This is a genomic window from Methylobacterium sp. D53M (assembly GCF_053345625.1).
The window spans coordinates 128,675-144,594 of record NZ_JBKFAL010000003.1 but is presented as its reverse complement, the minus strand read 5'-3'; the positions used below and the strand labels follow the sequence as shown (position 1 = coordinate 144,594).

Annotated in this window: 18 protein-coding genes; 3 read left to right on the top strand and 15 right to left on the bottom strand. The window is 67.7% G+C overall.

Annotated features, from left to right (window positions below; all coding sequences use genetic code 11):
* Positions 1-3 precede the first annotated feature (3 nt).
* The 3 genes from ACLBYG_RS08180 to ACLBYG_RS08170 form a co-directional block, all read right to left on the bottom strand.
* The gene (locus ACLBYG_RS08180; RefSeq protein ID WP_447681158.1) at positions 4-888 is read right to left on the bottom strand and encodes a LysR family transcriptional regulator; all 885 of its coding nucleotides are present in this window, start codon (positions 886-888) and stop codon (positions 4-6) included.
* Between the two features lie 83 nt (positions 889-971).
* A complete protein-coding gene (locus ACLBYG_RS08175) occupies positions 972-1,769 on the bottom strand; it encodes an anti-sigma factor family protein (RefSeq protein WP_447681157.1) in 798 nt (265 codons plus the stop codon).
* Positions 1,766-2,275: a sigma-70 family RNA polymerase sigma factor gene (locus tag ACLBYG_RS08170; protein ID WP_447681156.1), complete on the bottom strand. Its 510-nt coding sequence runs from the start codon at positions 2,273-2,275 to the stop codon at positions 1,766-1,768. The genes ACLBYG_RS08175 and ACLBYG_RS08170 overlap by 4 nt, the downstream gene beginning before the upstream one ends.
* A 262-nt stretch (positions 2,276-2,537) precedes the next feature.
* On the opposite strand from ACLBYG_RS08170, the gene copM reads away from it, so the two are divergent.
* Positions 2,538-2,870 carry a CopM family metallochaperone gene (copM, locus tag ACLBYG_RS08165; protein ID WP_447681155.1) on the top strand — a complete coding sequence of 111 codons (333 nt, stop codon included), beginning with the start codon at positions 2,538-2,540 and terminating at the stop codon, positions 2,868-2,870.
* A gap of 48 nt (positions 2,871-2,918) precedes the next feature.
* The gene (locus ACLBYG_RS08160; RefSeq protein ID WP_447681154.1) at positions 2,919-4,358 is read left to right on the top strand and encodes a YncE family protein; all 1,440 of its coding nucleotides are present in this window, start codon (positions 2,919-2,921) and stop codon (positions 4,356-4,358) included.
* A gap of 46 nt (positions 4,359-4,404) precedes the next feature.
* Here the strand turns inward: ACLBYG_RS08160 and sorB are convergent, their stop codons facing one another.
* From sorB to ACLBYG_RS08125, 7 genes are all read right to left on the bottom strand, one after another.
* Positions 4,405-4,725 (bottom strand): SorB family sulfite dehydrogenase c-type cytochrome subunit, encoded by a 321-nt coding sequence (sorB, locus tag ACLBYG_RS08155; protein WP_447681153.1) that lies wholly within the window; start codon positions 4,723-4,725, stop codon positions 4,405-4,407.
* 13 nt (positions 4,726-4,738) lie between these two features.
* On the bottom strand, positions 4,739-5,950 hold the full coding sequence (sorA, locus tag ACLBYG_RS08150; protein WP_447681152.1) for a SorA family sulfite dehydrogenase catalytic subunit: 1,212 nt from the start codon (positions 5,948-5,950) through the stop codon (positions 4,739-4,741).
* A 121-nt stretch (positions 5,951-6,071) separates the two neighbouring features.
* Complete coding sequence (locus ACLBYG_RS08145; protein WP_447681151.1) at positions 6,072-6,776, bottom strand: anti-sigma factor family protein; 705 nt, start codon at positions 6,774-6,776, stop codon at positions 6,072-6,074.
* Positions 6,776-7,264, bottom strand: coding sequence for an RNA polymerase sigma factor (locus ACLBYG_RS08140; protein WP_447681150.1), 489 nt, complete (start codon positions 7,262-7,264; stop codon positions 6,776-6,778). The genes ACLBYG_RS08145 and ACLBYG_RS08140 overlap by 1 nt, the downstream gene beginning before the upstream one ends.
* 266 nt (positions 7,265-7,530) lie before the next feature.
* On the bottom strand, positions 7,531-9,747 hold the full coding sequence (locus ACLBYG_RS08135) for a hypothetical protein (RefSeq protein ID WP_447681149.1): 2,217 nt from the start codon (positions 9,745-9,747) through the stop codon (positions 7,531-7,533).
* 383 nt (positions 9,748-10,130) lie between these two features.
* On the bottom strand, positions 10,131-11,339 hold the full coding sequence (locus ACLBYG_RS08130; protein WP_447681148.1) for a tyrosine-type recombinase/integrase: 1,209 nt from the start codon (positions 11,337-11,339) through the stop codon (positions 10,131-10,133).
* 193 nt (positions 11,340-11,532) lie between these two features.
* Positions 11,533-11,919 carry a DUF4031 domain-containing protein gene (locus ACLBYG_RS08125; protein ID WP_447681147.1) on the bottom strand — a complete coding sequence of 129 codons (387 nt, stop codon included), beginning with the start codon at positions 11,917-11,919 and terminating at the stop codon, positions 11,533-11,535.
* Positions 11,920-12,101: 182 nt separating this feature from the next.
* Between ACLBYG_RS08125 and ACLBYG_RS08120 the strand changes: the two genes are divergently transcribed.
* Positions 12,102-12,287 carry a hypothetical protein gene (locus ACLBYG_RS08120; RefSeq protein ID WP_447681146.1) on the top strand — a complete coding sequence of 62 codons (186 nt, stop codon included), beginning with the start codon at positions 12,102-12,104 and terminating at the stop codon, positions 12,285-12,287.
* A gap of 278 nt (positions 12,288-12,565) precedes the next feature.
* Here ACLBYG_RS08120 and ACLBYG_RS08115 read toward each other — a convergent pair whose 3' ends face one another.
* The 5 genes from ACLBYG_RS08115 to ACLBYG_RS08095 are packed head-to-tail and all read right to left on the bottom strand — an operon-like array spanning position 12,566 to position 15,919.
* A complete protein-coding gene (locus ACLBYG_RS08115) occupies positions 12,566-13,498 on the bottom strand; it encodes a phage Gp37/Gp68 family protein (RefSeq protein ID WP_447681145.1) in 933 nt (310 codons plus the stop codon).
* Positions 13,491-13,811 carry a hypothetical protein gene (locus tag ACLBYG_RS08110; RefSeq protein ID WP_447681144.1) on the bottom strand — a complete coding sequence of 107 codons (321 nt, stop codon included), beginning with the start codon at positions 13,809-13,811 and terminating at the stop codon, positions 13,491-13,493. Before ACLBYG_RS08110 ends, ACLBYG_RS08115 begins: the two co-directional genes overlap by 8 nt.
* Before the next feature lie 17 nt (positions 13,812-13,828).
* The gene (locus tag ACLBYG_RS08105) at positions 13,829-14,167 is read right to left on the bottom strand and encodes a hypothetical protein (protein ID WP_447681143.1); all 339 of its coding nucleotides are present in this window, start codon (positions 14,165-14,167) and stop codon (positions 13,829-13,831) included.
* 4 nt (positions 14,168-14,171) lie between these two features.
* Positions 14,172-15,455 (bottom strand): phosphoadenosine phosphosulfate reductase domain-containing protein, encoded by a 1,284-nt coding sequence (locus tag ACLBYG_RS08100; RefSeq protein WP_447681142.1) that lies wholly within the window; start codon positions 15,453-15,455, stop codon positions 14,172-14,174.
* The gene (locus tag ACLBYG_RS08095; protein ID WP_447681141.1) at positions 15,452-15,919 is read right to left on the bottom strand and encodes a hypothetical protein; all 468 of its coding nucleotides are present in this window, start codon (positions 15,917-15,919) and stop codon (positions 15,452-15,454) included. Before ACLBYG_RS08095 ends, ACLBYG_RS08100 begins: the two co-directional genes overlap by 4 nt.
* Between the last annotated feature and the right edge of the window lies 1 nt (position 15,920).

Sequence of the window (15,920 nt, the reverse complement as noted above, 5' to 3'; positions counted from 1 at the left end):
CGGTCAGGGGGCGGCGTGAATTAGGGCGAGCAGTGCGTCGGCGGCGCGACTGCGGTAACGCTCCTTGTGGCGCAGGACCTGGAAGGTCCGCGTCGGCAGGGCGAGGGGCACGGCGACGAGTGCGCCGGTTCGCAGCGCGGGTCCGACAACCGCTTCGGAGAGCACGCTCGCGCCGGCCCCCGCGACGACGGCGGCGAGGACGGCCTCGTTCGACGGCAGTTCCAGGGCGACGGCGAGGGTATCCGGCGCGATGCCCAAAGCAACGAGCGCCGCCTCGAAGGCGGAGCGCGTGCCCGATCCGGGCTCCCGCAGCACCCAGGAGGCCGAAGCGAGGTCGGCTGGTTCCGGCCGTGCGCATCCGGCCAGGGGGTGGCCGGCCGAGACCACGAGCACCAGCCGGTCCTCGGCGATCGGCGTGCTCCCCAGGCTGGCATCGTCGATCGCGCCTTCCACGAAAGCGAGTTCCGCCGTCCCCGCCCGCACCGCTTCGGCCGCCTCCGCAGTGTTCCCGATGCCGAGACGCAGGACGATGTCCGGGTAGGCCGCCCGGAAGGCGACGAGATGCCGGGGGAGCCAGTGGCTGGCGATGGTCTGGCTCGCCTGGATGGTCAATGTGCCGCGCCGCAGGCCGCTGAGGTCCGCCAGCACCAGTTCGGCCGCCTGGGCGCGGGCGAGCACGGCGCGAGCTTCACCGAGAAAGACGCTTCCTGCCTCGGTCAGTTCGATGCCACGGCCGACCCTGTGGAACAGCTTGACGGCGTGCCGGGTCTCCAGCGCGTTGATGGCGGCACTGACCGCCGACTGGACGAGATTCAACGCCTCGGCCGCCCGGGTGACATGCTGGCGTTCAGCCACCGCCACGAAGATCCGCAACTGGTCGAGGGTCATGGCGTTTCGGGCTCAGAAGGGCCTGGGCGGACGGGGGAGATTAGGCGGGGCCGTCGCGTCTCTATGCACACTGGACGCGCGCGTCACCGCGCGCCTTCGCGTTGGCCCGAGACCTGCGCATCGACCGCCTGGGCGACCCGGAGCAGCCGCGCTTCGTCCGTGCGGGCGGTCACCACGTAGGACATGCCCGCGTCGATCCACGAGAAGGCCGCCACGTCGTCCGCGCGGGCATAGCGAAACACGCCGCGCCCACCGGACGGCCCGGCCCGGCTGTAGAGGGTCAAACGGGTGCCCCGGTCGTCATCGTACATCAGCATGGCCGCCGGCTCGTCTCCGGCGGGGAGCAGGCGACCGCCCATCAGCCGGAAACCCTGCGCCTGCAGATCCGGCACGATGACGGGCCGTCCCAGTCGCGCGGTGAGCCATTGCACGAGGTCGGATGAGCCATCGGCGCGGACCTCGACCGGATGGGCGGCCTCGACCACGTAGGTGCGGAAGGCGGAGACGGCCGCCTGGGTCATCGGTTCGGCGGGCGCGCCCGCACCCGGCATGGCGCCGCGCCCGGCCCACCCGGCCACGCCGCCGAGGGCGAGCAGGAGCGCCGCCGCCGCCAGGTTCTTCCACCAGCGCGGGATCCCCATCCGGCGCGGAGCCGCGAGGTTCGCGATGCGCAGGCGGGCGGGGATCGGCTCCTCCGCCACGGGCGCGAGCCGAGCCCGCAGGCGGTCCCGCACCTCCCGATCGGCGGCGACCCGCGCAGCTGCCTCCGGATGCGCGGCGAGCCACGCCTCGACGCTGGCGCGGCGGCCCGGATCGAGCCGTCCGTCCACGAAGGCGTGCAGGTCGTCCTCGCCGACGGGACGCGGGTCGGACGCGGTCATTTCACCCTCCGCAGATGCCCGGTGACGATCGTGGGCGCCAGATCGAGAAAGGCGCGCATCCGCCCCCGGGCCCGGCTGAGGCGCGACATCACCGTGCCGACGGGGACCGCGAGCACGGCGGCGACCTCGGCATAGGACATGTCCTCGACTGCGACGAGGAGCAGGACGGATCGCTGCTCCTCGGGAAGCGCGGCGATCCCATCGAGCACGTCCCGCGCGCCCAAAGCCGCCTCGGGATCGGCCCCCAAATCGGCGATCGTGTCCAGCGCCTCCACGCCGACCTCGATGCCCCGGCGGCGGCGGACGCCTTCGAGGTAGCGGTTGCGCAGGATCGCGAACAGCCACGCCCGCAGATCGCCCTCGCGGCGCTGCGGCCACGCGCGGATCGCCCGTTCCAGCGTGTCCTGAACGAGGTCGTCGGCCGCTTCACGCTGGCGCAGCAGCGCGGTCGCGTAGCGGCGCAGGGCCGGTATCTGCGGTTCGATCAGGACGGCGAGATCGTCCAAGGCGGTCTCCGGATCGGGGCGCTGGCCATGCTCGCGCCGCCGCTTGGACAAGAGATGCCGGAAACGCCGGATCTATTCCGGAATAGCATGTCGAAATCCGATCACGCATCCGTGATCGGCGCGCTCGGTGCCGCGGGGAATATCCCGGCCCTACCGGCATCTCTCACCGCGTGACCTCGACACTGCGGGAGAGACCATGCGCGGAGCACCGACGGCGATCCTCATCACCCTGCTCATGGCCGGGGGTGCCTTAGGTGGCGGCATGATGATGCGCGCCGGGCATGCGGAGTCCGCACACGGCGGCTTCGATGCGATGATGGCCCAATCGATGGCGCGAATGCACGCGGACATGGCGGTGGCGCCGTCCGGCGACCCCGACCGGGACTTCGCCGCGATGATGATCCCGCACCATCAGGGCGCGATCGAGATGGCGAAGGCCGAACTCGCCTATGGCCGCGATCCGGTCCTGCGCCGGCTCGCGCAGGGCATCATCGTCGAGCAGGCGCAGGAGATCGAGGTCATGCGCCGCGCCCTGGCCGAGCGGCCGGTCGCGCAAGCCACGCCGCAGCGGAGCCCGGCCCCTCACCATCACTGAGCGGATCGCCGCTCGCCATCCCCCTCGTCAGCGCGAAGAGACCTTACGATGCGACACGTCATTCCGGCGACCCTGCTGCTCGCCCTCCTCGGTGGAACCGCCCTCGCGGGTCAGGCACCGGGGTCCGCCTCGGCGCCGGACGTGCCGGTCGGCCCCCGAGACCGGTTCTACACCTCGGACCAGTTCTCCAACACGGTCTCGGTGATCGATCCCGCCGACAACAAACTCCTCGGCGTGATCCGCCTCGGCGACACGACGCCCGCGAACCTGAGCCCGCTCTATCGCGGTCAGCTCCTCGTCCATGGGATGGGCTTCTCGCCCGACCGCAAGACTCTGCTCGCCGTCTCGATCGGCTCGAACTCGGTCAGCTTCATCGACACCGCCACCAACACGGTACGCCACACGAACTATGTCGGCCGCTCGCCGCACGAGGCATTCTTCACGCCGGACGGGCGCGAAGTCTGGGTGAGCGTGCGGGGCGAGGACTATATCGCGATCCTCGACGCCGGGACCGGCAAGGAGACGGGCCGGATCACCGTGCCGAACGGGCCCGGCATGACGATCTTCTCGCCCGACGGGCGTTACGGCTACGTCTGTTCCAGCTTCAGCCCCGAGACGGTCGCCATCGACGTGAAGAGCCGCGAGATCGTCGGGCGGATCAAGCAGGAGAGCCCGTTCTGCCCCGACATCGCGGCGACGCCGGACGGCAAGCAGGTGTGGTTCACCCTCAAGGACGTCGGCCGCGTCCAGGTGTTCGAGGCCACGCCGCCCTTCAAGGCGCTCAAGACCATCGAGACGGGCCCGATCACCAACCACGTCAACATCGCGCGCACGAAGGTCGGGCAGTTCGCCTACGTGACGATCGGCGGCCTGAACCAAGTGAAGGTGTTCCGCACCGACGACTTCACGCAGGTCGCGACCATTCCCACCGGCGCGCTTCCCCACGGCCTCTGGCCCTCGGGCGACGGATCGCGGATCTATGTCGGCCTGGAGAATGCCGATGCGGTCGCGGTGATCGACACGGGCAGCAACACCGTCATCGCCACGATCCCGATCGGCCAGGGGCCTCAGGGCGTCGCCTACGTCCCCGAGGCGGTGCCGGAAGGAGCCAGCGCGCCGAACCTCCAGCCTCTGGGGGTGGCGGGCCAATCGAGCACGCTGACGCTGGCCGGGCCGGACGGCGAGGCGGCCACGCAGGTGACGCTGTTCGACCAGGGCGTCCTGCAGACCCTGCAGGCGGCGGTGACCGGCCTCACGCCGAAGAAGCCCTACGTCCTGGCCCTCGCGGCCGATCCGAAGGGCACCGGGCCGCTGGAGCCGCTTGCAGCCTTCATGACGAACCCGGCGGGCGCGGCCATCGTCAACGCCGTCGGCCCGATCCGGCAGGTGACGCAGAACGCCAACGAGGCCGCGCGGCGCAGCCTCGTCATCGTCGAGGGCAAGCCCGGCGAGACCGGCGCGACGGTCCAGACGCAGGCGCCGCAGTAACGAGAGGAGGGGCGGTCGCCGGACCGCCCCCTTTGCAAGCCGAAGCTCAGTAGGTGTCTGTGAGGTAGGCGGCGATGGCCTTGGCCTGCGCCTCGTCGATCGGCGCGTGATAGACCTTGACCATCTTATGCACCTCGGACTCCCAAAAGGCCGCGCCTTTGCCCGGCGGCTGCATCGCGATGTAGTCCACCGAATGGCAGACGAGGCAGTTCGCCTGGGCCGCCTCGAAGCCCTCCGCATGCGTGCCGGCCTTCGGCGCCCGCAGGGTCGCGGTCGGTTCCGGCACCTCGTAGGATTTCGGCGCGGCCAGGGCTGCGCCGGTCGCGAGGGCGAGGGCCGCCGTCAGGGCGAGGGTGATGCGGGTCATTCTCGTCACTCCCTCAGGCCACGCGCACGCGGGTGGTCTCGACCACGTTGCGCAGGTAGCCGGCCGGGTTCCAGCGCGGCTCCATCGGCTGGCTCACCCCGTCTTTGCCCGTGGCCCGTACCCGGATCGCGTGCGCCCCCGGCGTCAGGTCGACAGCGAGGGTCCAGGGCCGGAAGGCGTAGGGGCCGAGATCCTGCCCAAGTTGCGCCTCCGTCCAGGTCTTGCCGTCGTCGGTCGAGACCGCCACCGACTTGATTCCCGAGCCGCCGTCGAAGGCGATGCCGCGCAAGGGCGTGCGCCCGGCCTTCACATCCGCCCCGTCGGTCAGGTTGGTGAGGAAGGAGCGCACGGTGAACCGGTTGATCGGCACCGTCTTGTCCGCCGTCTTGCCGGGTTGGGTGCAGGCGCAGTCGTTGTCGGGGATGCGATAAGCCTTCTGCATCCAGAAGCCGTCGAAGGGTTTGTCGAGCACGCTGATGCTTTCCAGGTGCTTGACCCAGTAGGTGCCGTAGAAGCCCGGCACGACGAGGCGCAGGGGATAGCCGTTGAGCCAGGGCAGGTCCTGCCCGTTCATGCCCCAGGCGAGCATCACCTGCCCGTCGCGGGCGTGGTCGATCTTCAGCGACTTGGCGAAGTCCGGCGTCTCAGGGATCACGGGGCCGTCGAGGCCGGTGAAGGCGACCTCGACGGCGCCCGCCTTCACCCCGGCCTTGTCGAGCACCGCCTTCAGCGGCACGCCGGTCCAGCGAGCACAGCCCATCGCCCCGTTGGCGAGCTGCCCGCCGGCCATGCGTGGTTCGAAGAAGCCGCGGGAATTGCCCGAGCACTGGTTGACCGCGACGATCTCGGTCGTCGGCATCGCCTTCAGGTCGGCGAGCGAGAGCGAGATCTCCTTCTCGACATGCCCCTTGATCGCGACCCGGTAGGTCTCGGGATCGATCTCGGTCGGGATGTCGGCGAGATGGTAGCGGACGAAGAACGCGTCGTTGGGCGTGATCGCGCCCTCGTCGAACACCGAGAACGGGGTCTCCAGCTGCGGCGGGCGCGCGGTCATCTGGAGCAGCGGGCGCTTGCCCGGATAGGCCACCAGGGGCCGTTCGCCGTTGCCGAAGGGCAGCGCGGCTGTCTCACCCGCGAGTGCCCGCAGCGGAGCGAGGCTGCCGCCGCCGAGGCCCGCCAGGGCCGTGAGGCCCGCGCGCCTGATGAGATCCCGTCTGTCGAGCATCCGAAAGTCCTCCCCCGTCCGCGCACGGCTCCGGCGTTCGGGCCCGCGCTGTGCGGAAGGGGAGACGCATGGCGCCCCCGGTCTATTCGCGGCGGATCGAAATAATTTCCATCCTCGCCCCTCACCCGGCGCAGGGGCGCTCCGGGAGGCCGGTGGCCCGGTCCAGGGCGATGCGCAGGCGGTCGGTCATGTCCGGCTTGGTGAGCAGCACGGCCGCCTCGGCCAGCAGGGCGAACCGCTCGGCCGGCACCGTCTCGGACAGGAGTACGTAGTGGCGACCCTCGCTGTCCCAGCGGGCCAGGCGCAGGCCGCTTCTGCCTTCCGCGATTGCGAGACCGGCTTGGGCAGGCGCCGGCCCGCTCCAGAGGGCCAGCCGGCAGCCATGACGTCCCTCGTACCCGGCGAGGCGACCGGCCGCACCGTCGTCCGGGGACAGGTAGACCAAGCGGAAGCCGACCACTCCGAGATCGAGGGGGAAGCCACGCAAGCCGCCCGCGAGCCGCACGTCGTTCGCGGGCGAGCCCGCCGCGCTCCAGGCGGTGAAGGCCGCACGCGCGGGGTCGGCCGAGGGCCGGGACGCCATCACCAGCCACCCGGCGCCGACGAGGACGGCCAAGGCCGCGGCGCAGGCCCATCCGAGGGAGGCGCGGGCGATGGGCGCGCGCCGGGGCCGCACGACCGCCGCCTTAAGGCCCTGCTTCAGCCGGGTCAGGGTCGCGACCCGCGCGGCCAGGACCGGGTCCCGGGCCAGCGACTCCGCGACCTCGTGCCGGCTCTGCGTATCGAGCTCCCCATCGACATAGGCATTGAGGGTCTCCCAGCGCATCACGGCACCTCGCTCCCATCGGATGTCCCGGCGATCCGGTGCAGCATGATCCTCCTCGCCCTGTGCAGTCGGCTCATGACCGTGCCGATGGGAACACCGAGCCGCTCGGCGGTCTCCCGGTAGCTCAAGCCTTCGACATCCACGCAGGTCACGACAGACCGGCAGGGTGCGTCGAGGGCGGCGAAGGCTTGGCGCACTGCGATGGCCTCGATCAGGCGGTCGTCGAACCCCTCGTCGGGCCAATCGAGGAGATCGTCCTCGTTGCGGATGCGGGAACGGCGGATCCGGTCGATCCAGGCGTGGCGCACGATCTGGAACAGGTAGGCGCGGGCCGCCCGAGGCTCACGGGGAGTCGTCCGCGTGGAGAGCGCCTTGAGCGCGCTCTGCTGCATCAGGTCCCGTGCGGCGTCAGGCTCGCGCGTCAGGGTCAACGCGTAGCGATACAGGCGCGGCCATGCGTCGACGAGGTGCTGACCGATGGACCGCATCCTGACGTGTCATCCTCCCCGCACTCCATAGCACAACGATACATGGCCACACAGACTCGGGACGGTCGTCGGTGACCATGGATATCCGGAGGCCTTACATCACAGCATTGCTGATCGAAGCGTTGCTGCTGCTGAACAATCGATGCCAAGCTTGCATGTCCGCTTTCAGGCATCGTGAGGATGCGGTTGTATGACCGGGATGGGCGCTTTGCAGAATGTCCGCTCCGGACAAATGACACATCTAAGCGGACGCGATCCATAGTCGGTTAGGTCGTGTTTTTCAGGTTGCGGCGTGGTTCTGAGCGGGGTTCGACAGAATGTGGCGAACGTCCAGGCACGATGATGCGATCCTTGCCTGAAGCATGCCGGGGTGATCCGCCGGATGTCGGACGTCGCGCCTCACAAGGTCGTGCTGCTCTTGATTTCGGCGGGTCTTCCATGAGCGCCTTCTCCATCAGCGACCAGTCGTACGCGCTCAAGCTCCTTGTGACCTCAGGTATGGCAGCGATAGCAGTTTGAAGCTTCTCGGGCTTGAGTGTCTTTTTATAGTGGCGCGAATTCACTGTGGCGCCCTCGTGACCCATCATCGACTCGCGTATCGGGTCGAGGACAAGGGCTAAGATCATTTCCATGTTGCCGAAGTGCCGGAAGGAATGGAACGTTTTTCCTTCTTCCCGTGCCGACGGCACGGCTTCGTCCAGGACGACGCTCCAGCGCTTGTCAAACAAGTTCGACAGTGGGGTGTTTTCACCGAGCTGTTCAATTTCCGAAAAAATTAGGTCCGTTCGTTTTCCCGACCGTCTCTGCACAAAATCGAGGAAGCCGAGCCGAATAAGTTCGGGATGGATCGGCAGAGTTCGCTGTGACACCGCATTCTTGAGACGCCGTCTGCGGGTTGGCCTGATCCTGAGCGTGCCCCGCGTTACATCGACGTCGTCGATCTCGAGATAGGTCAACTCCGACAAGCGTGCGCAGGTGTAGTAGCCGAGAAGCGGCAGCCAATAGACGGCCGCGAAAATCTGCTGTCGGCTTGCGATCTGCCGCATATCCACCTCGGACGTCGTCGATGTCCAGACGGGATGCGCGAAGAGCCGCTCGACATCTTCAACCTCGAAGGCAGGTCGCTTGTCGCCATCCCGTTGGGGGTCGATCAGGCGAAAGTCGCGTAAGAGCTCCACTTCTCCGATCGGACGCTGATTGGCGCGGCAGTATTTCAAAATGGTCGAAAGCTGTGTGATATGCCGATTGACCGTCGCAGGACTGAGCCCGACTTTCTCGGCCTGTCCAGAAGCCCGTAACCTCTGCCCACGTTCGAGAAGATCCGCGATCGAGAGTTCCGCATCCCTTTGGCTTTTGCCGTAAGATTTCGGCAAGTTCGAGAGATTCTGGACATAGGCGACGCAATGGGCGTGTTTGATCTCTCCCAGATCGTCAGTGCCCGCGATAGCGACCAGCATCTTGGAGACGGCCCGATGCTGACGCTGGGTCTTCTCGTCCCACGTCTTACCTTTGTGGCCGATGAGCTCTTCGACGATTTCTATGAGAGAATTTGTCTTTTCGGCAGAGGTCGTCTCAGTTTGATTGTCGTTACAATTTGAGCTTTCTTGGTTGAGAACCTCGGTGCCGATGGTGGCGTTCTCAACGGGGTTCCGACCTTCATTCACTGACGTAGTGCCAAGGGTTTCTGAGGCCTGCTCAGGCGCAGCGCTATCCGTTTGATGAGGAGGCGTCGGCGCGGCGGAGGTCTGGTCTCGCCTGCTGGGCACAGCATCTTGTTCGAAAGTCCGAGAGGATGCAGGCTCGGTTTGGCGAGCGTTAGATCTCTCATCATCGTCCATCGCCTGCTGCGACGGGGTAGGGACGTCAACTTCGAAGTTGCCCCATTCGAAGCTGTCGGCGCCGTCGAAGTCCGACTTGGCCCAGCCCAATGTGTCGCGGGGTACTTCGCCCTTTGCACGCATCACTGAGAGATTGGCCCAGGCTTCCCGTGGATCTGCACGCGCCTCGGCATAGGTTGAGGCGAACTCGCGTGAAACATGGCTGGAGAGCGCCGCGAGGCCACGGAGGCAGCGATTGAGGCCAGCTTCCGTCAAAGGCTCGTTCATGCTGGTCAGCATCGTCTGTAGATAAGAGCGCGGTGGCGTGAGCCGACCAGTCTCGTCCGGGCGACCGAGATCGCGCAGGTAACCGTTCTCGATGCGCCGTCGGATGGCTCCGCGCTCCGTCAGGCTGAAGCCTTCCCGCTTCAGGCGGGCATCGAGTTCGCTGTCGTACCCTGCTTCGAAGCCTTCCTTGGCCGCTAGTGCCTGAAGGCGTCCAAAGATCCGATACTCCCGTTCCCGTTTCTCCATGAGCGAGGACCAGTCGCCGATGAGAGGCGCGCGCGGTGGATTGAGGTCACGCTGCAAGCGCGCGATCCGCGCGCTTCGCTCCCGATCGACGAACGCGCGGAGGTGGTCGCGGATTTGAGTCGCTGTTTGCATGGCGGGGTCATCCCGGACGCGGAGGCTTTCCGCGTTGAGCCCCCAGCCGAGTGTGCGCGCACGGGCTGGGTCGGTGGTGCCCAGGCTCAGAGCGACCGTGGTGGACGTCCCCCTAACAGGGGCACCGGCCGGTCGTGTCCGCTCATCGCAACGGAATCGCCTTCGCCACCAGTATACCGCCCCGCGACGGTAGACGTTAGAACAAATCGTCAACGGCCTGCCCCTGTGGACAAGCGCGTGCAACATCTCTGCGTACAATCGGCAGGACCGCCGAAGCGGCCGAGAGCCGAATGCAATCAGATCAATGACTTAGCGGAGGCTTGGCTGGGGCGCCAGGATTCGAACCTGGGAATGGCGGTACCAAAAGCCAATACCCCCAAGTATTAACGTCTTGCACGACTTCGCTTTTCTAGATCAGTCCGCTGCCCCTGTGCCGGCTTTTGTGCAACGATCGGCAAGCCGGTCGCGGCGTCGATCTCCTGCGGGAATGCCCCGCCCTCACCTGTGCCGGGATTTGTGCCGGCACCATGCGCCGCCGCGCGCCGGGCCTCAACCTCGAGAAACGCATAGGCGCGCTCCGTCTGGACGACGCTGCGGTGGCCGAGTTGGTCGCGCACCATCTCCATCGTCCACTTCTCCTCCTGGAGCAGCCGGCAGCCGTGGGTCCGGCGCAGGTCGTGCCAGCGCAGGTCCCTCACCTTCGCGCGGCCGGCGGCGTTCCGGAGCCCGCGGTCCAGGTGGTTGAACCGCTCGCCGTCGTTGCGCTCCGGTCGCGCTGCCGCCGACGCTCGGGCGGCGCCGCGCTTCGTCGTCGCCGCGCCGTGATGGAAGACGTAGGGGCTGGTCAGATGCCGCGGCATCCGGGCGAGCACCTTGAGCGCCGGCTTCAGCAGGATCACCGTGCGCTCGCGCTTGCCCTTGGCGGTCTCGGCCGAGACGGTGAGCTGCTTCCGCGCGAGGTCGATCTGCGGCCACGTGAGCGAAAACTGCTCCTCCTGGCGCAGGCCGGTGTAGATCGCGAACAGAATTGCGTCACGGACGTAGGGCACCGCTGACTCCAGCAGCCTCCCTTCCTCCGCCCGGTTGAGGTACCGGGTCCGCGGCGGCGCCTCCCGCAGCCCGCGCTTCGCCCGCTGCTTGAGGAACGGGATCACCGGGTTGAGGTCGGCCCACTCGTTCTCGATCGCGAAGCCGAAGATCGTCGACAGGCAGGCGAGGTCGCGCCGGACTGTCGGAGCCGAGGCGCCGGCCGTGCGCCGCGCAGTCTCAAACTCCTTCAGGTCCTTCGCCCGCAGCTCCAAGAGCAGGCTGCCCTTGAAGTGCTCGTTCAGCCAGTTGATCGACACGCCGTACCGGCGGAGCGTGCTCGGGCGCAGGGACGGCCCGTGATCGGTGATGAAGGACGCGATGACAGCGTTCAGGTTCAGCCGCGGCTTCCCGCCCCACGCTTGGGCTTCGAGGTCGGAGAGCCAGATCGCAAGACGTTGGCGAGCAACGCTTTCAGATCGTGTTCCGAGGGATTCGCGGATGTCCTGGCCGTTCTTCTGGACCCGGCCCCACCACGTCTTACCGCGGAGGTAGATGTCGGCCATTCTGGCACCGTCCTCGTCGAAGCATCCCACCACTGACGCACGGCACGCAGGTCGAAGACCCACGATGACCGCGGACCGAACGGCTGTCGAGCACCGGGGATTCGCCCGGCCGCAGCCTGACGGATCCAGTGCCGTTCGGTGAAGCCGAATTCACGTACCAGGTCGGCGGCGCTGGCCAACTGCTCTCGGGGCATCAGCGCGGACCCTCCAGCATCAGCTCCTCGGCCGGTCGGATAATGCCGTCGACCGGCTTCCCGGCCTTGGCCCGGATCGCCTCGATGTCGGAGACCATCTTCGTGCGACCGCGCTGCTGCGCGTCGAAGTAGCTGGCCCCGTACCTGTCGGTTTCCAGCGCGCCAGCCTGGATCGCCAGGGCGCGCTTGCCCTTCGCGATGTCGAAGTGGACCCATGAGGCGTTGCGGTGCTTCCCGAACGAGAGATCCGGGTGGCCCTGGATCCACTTCCGGTCGACGCCGATGCGGTCCACCATCGCTAGCAGTTCGCCGAGGCTGTCGGCCCAGAGGTGGCACATAACCATCCGGCCGAACGGGAAGATGGGCTGATCGACGTAGCAGGTCATGTCGCCCCGCGATGTTGAGCGCGTCGGTCGGGGGGAGCCGGCACCTTGATCGCACCAGCTCCCGGTCGGCAGGCTGCTGCCATAAAGACGAGCATAGATAGGGCGGATGGATTGTATACGCGAATTTTTAATTCATTTTTAATCCGCGTAAATTCAATATAGATTGATGGCGGGAGGGATAGATGGTGACCGTCTCTACGAATAGCTATTTCGCGATGGTGCGGGCCGCGCAGTTGCAAGCTTTCCGCGTGGGATTGCCACTCGGCGACAAGCAAAGTGTGCCCGTTGCTATCACGCAAAGAATGGCCTCGCCCGCCCAACAGAGCGCAACTGAGATGATTAGACAGATCATTGACGTGACAGTCTGATCGCGGCGCGGATTTATGGAGGGGGAAAGTGAGCTGCGATCGACGCGAAAATCTGCATTCGGCAGAGAATGTTGCAGCACATATCCTTGGCGATGATGGAAGGCGGGTGTCCTGCACTGTAATTGATCGATCCGCTTCGGGCGTCTCGCTGAAAGTTGCCCACGCGCTTGGACTCCCCGAGTCGTTCACGCTGATAGTCGGGCACAGCGGCGAGATCCGCGATGTCCGTGTGACTTGGCGGAAGCCCGATCGACTCGGCGTCACGTTCGCATAGAGGTTCACGGCCGCACCTCTGGGAATCCGTTGTGCTCGACGCCGTCGAGGAGGCGACCGGCCGCCTTCTTGCCGACGCGGAAGACGAGATCGGTCCCGTGCCCGGTGAAGGTGTGGCCGCGAAGCCGAGCCGAGCTGCCGTCTTCAAAGGTGACGGCCCGGTCCATCCAGTCCATCACGATGCCGGCACGGGACATAACCGGCCCGTCCGCTGCGATCCGGGCGGCGGCCATGTCTGCCCACTCGCCCCATTGCTTCAGGAAGAACGCCGAGCCCTGCGCTGCGCACTGGTCGCGCAGGGACCGGGCCCAGGCGGGGTTCAGCGGGCGGGCGCGCGGCCCGCTCTCGCCGCCGACGATCACGAGGTGGATGCCGGACAGATCCAGCTCGCCGAGGTCCTGGAGCAGTGGCTCGATCGACAGGAAGCGGATCGCGGCGGGGGCCGCGCGCAGTTTGTCGAGGCGATGCAGCCGCGCCCGGTCCTCGATCGTCGTGCCGAGCCAGACGTTCCGCCATGGCCAGCGCTCGTTCCACGGCCGGTAGCCGGGCACCGAGCTGTCCATCACCGGAAGCATCTTCGCGATGTTCTCCGGGCGCTTCGTCAGCACCATCCAGTCGAGGTGCCGAGCGGCCGCGATCACCTCCCAGGCGTCATGCCGCCACTCGGCCGGGACCTGGTTGTCGAAGAAGTCGGCTAGCGAGTTGGTGAACACCCGCTGCCGGATGCCGGCGGCGGCGCACGCGGCGTCCCATTTCGCCGGCTGGCGCCATAGCGTGGCGCTGGTGCGGCGGCGCTCCCCCTGCCACAGGGCTGCGTTGCCAGTGCGCTTCGCCCAGCCCTCGGCATAGCAGTGGTCGCACGCGGGGCTCAGCGCCGTGCAGCCGAGCCAGAAGTTCATCGTGTGGTGGGTCCACTCGATCTTGCTGTTCTCAGCCACGGGCGCCTCCCGGCGCGAGGGCCTCCTTCCGGGCGGCGATCGCGGCCTTGGCCTCGGCAATCACGGGCGCGAGTGCCTCGCTGGCATGCTTCCGCCACTCGGCCCCATGCTCCAGCGCGATCGTGAGGAGCCAGTGCAGCACGAAGGCCTGCTCGTCCTCGGCCCGCGTCTTGATTTCGGCGCGCCCGGACTCGCGGAAGGCGCGCGCGATCGGTGCAGCCTCGAAGCACATGATGCTTAGGACGTCCCGAACCTCGGGCGTCAGCGCCTTCGGGAACACGAGTTCGTGACCATCAGTACTGTGTACGGCCATTGTCCTACTCACATCTGTTAGTAGTCGGTTTGGCGGTCGGGCGCTAAGGTGCTCACTGAAAACACGTTATCGGCGCCCGATTGCAAAAGGGGTGCTTGCGTGGTGGGGGGACGTCGCGGAGGGTCGAAATGATCGACGCGAAAAATCTTTGGCAGGTGCGGACGGGCAGCCGCGTGCGTCGGATCGACGACGGCGAGGCATTGATAGTTCTGAGCAGTCATCAGGAGCCGGATGGAGTTGTTCGGCTTCGATGCCTCAAGCAAGGCGCCTTCAAATACGTCACCATCCAAGGCGCGAAGCTTGAGCTGACGGCCTGACCGCCCACCCTCGCGCGTGATGGTGCTGGACTCGGCCATGCTGCTACTCCGCGGGCGTGAGGGCTGGGTGGTCGGTGATGAGGAGTGGCTGGACGGACCCGTCTGAGAAGACGGCATCGAGCGGCACGTCCGCGGTCGGCTCGTCGCCCGTCCAGCGCTGCGGCCACGTGCCGGCGGCGATCAGCTCGCGGATGCGCGCCTCCTCCTCGGCGTTCAGCAAGTCGACGAGCGGCCGGCCGAGCCGGTCAGCCTCGGCGTTGCAGGCGGCCTGGATGGCGAGGATCCGGTCGAGCGCGTCGAGGCGCGCCGGCAGGGTGATCGGGCCCATGCGCTGCTGGTTCGGCACCAGCGTCCCGTCCTTGCGGGTCTCGCCACCGGGCTGGCGCAGCCGGTTCCGGGCGAGCCGCAACTCCCGGTAGATCGGGCGCAGGCCGAGCAGCGGGGCGAGGTACGACCAGGCCGGCAGTGCGACGACCGCCTCTAGCGCCTTGTCCCGGGCGGCCAGCGGGCAGCCGACGCAGCCGGTGCGCGCGTTCGCCTCCTCGGCCTCGTCGCCACCGTAGGCGTCGGCCAGCATCGCGGTCGCCCAGCCGCCGTAGGCGCGCATCGGCGCGTAGACCCGCAGCCAGTCCCAGACGTTGCAGACCCGCCAGTGCAGGATCGGCGCGAGGGTCGCGAGGCGCCCGCGGACGCCCTTCATGTCGGGGAGGACCTGCTGATACCAGCCCTGGCCGCACTCGGCGCCGTCCTTCGAGCAGCTCATCTCGATCCGCCGGTCGCGGATCGCGCTCTCGCCCTGGCGGACGCCGGTGATCGTCAGAACCGTGTCGGTCTCGGGCAGGCCGGCGAGGTCGGCCTCGATCGCGGCCGCCATGGGGTCGATCTTGATCTGCCGGGTGCACCAGCGGAGCGTGTTGTTGTTCGGCGGCGGGACGCCCCGGCCGAGGATGTAGACGAGGAATCGGCGGTCGAGCGGCGCGGTGACGACCCGCAGCCGGATCCACGGGAAGCGGGCGAGCCGCGCCATGACGTCGGCCGCGGCGATCGCGAGCGGCGTCAGCTCCTGGCGGGTGTCGGCATAGTAGACGGTCAGCGTCTTCGGCGGCGCGAGCCGGCCGGCCTCGATCAGGTGGACGATCAGGGTCAGCGTCGCGGTCGAGTCCTTCCCGCCGGACCACGCCATGGCCCAGTGCTCGTGCTGCGGGCCGTAGGCCTGGAGCGAGGCGAGGGTCATCTCGACGGCGTCGTCGTAGACCAGGCGCTCGGCCGTCAGCGCGAAGAGGTCGTGCTGCCGCGAACCGCGGAGGATCGGTGTGGGCGCGTTCATGCCGCCACCCCTTCGCCGCTCGCCGGGGCGCGCCGCTTCGTGCCACGGTGCCGCTGGGCCCAGATCCGCACGTCGTCGTAGGTCGCCGCGTGAAGGACGCGCCAAGCCTGGCGGAGCTGGTCGAGGTTGAGGTGCGCGAGAAGCCCCTCCTGGTCGGCCAGCTCCAGATGGTCGGCGAGGAAGGCGCGGACGCGGGATGCGGCCAGGACCTGCTCGTTCGGCGGCGCCTGCCGGACGAGAGGCACCACCACCTGCAGGCGGAGCAGCGCGCGAGCGTTCACCGTCGCCAGTCCGGCCGGGAGCCCGACGCAGCCGCCGGCCTTGTCCTGATGCGCCCACGATGCCGGGCACACCGGGCAGGCCCAGACCCACACGTCGACAATCTCGGGGTCGCGCGCGTCGACATCGCGGCCGTCGACGAGGGCGCATTCGGTGCCGCAGTCGGCACAGAAGATGGGCGCCATA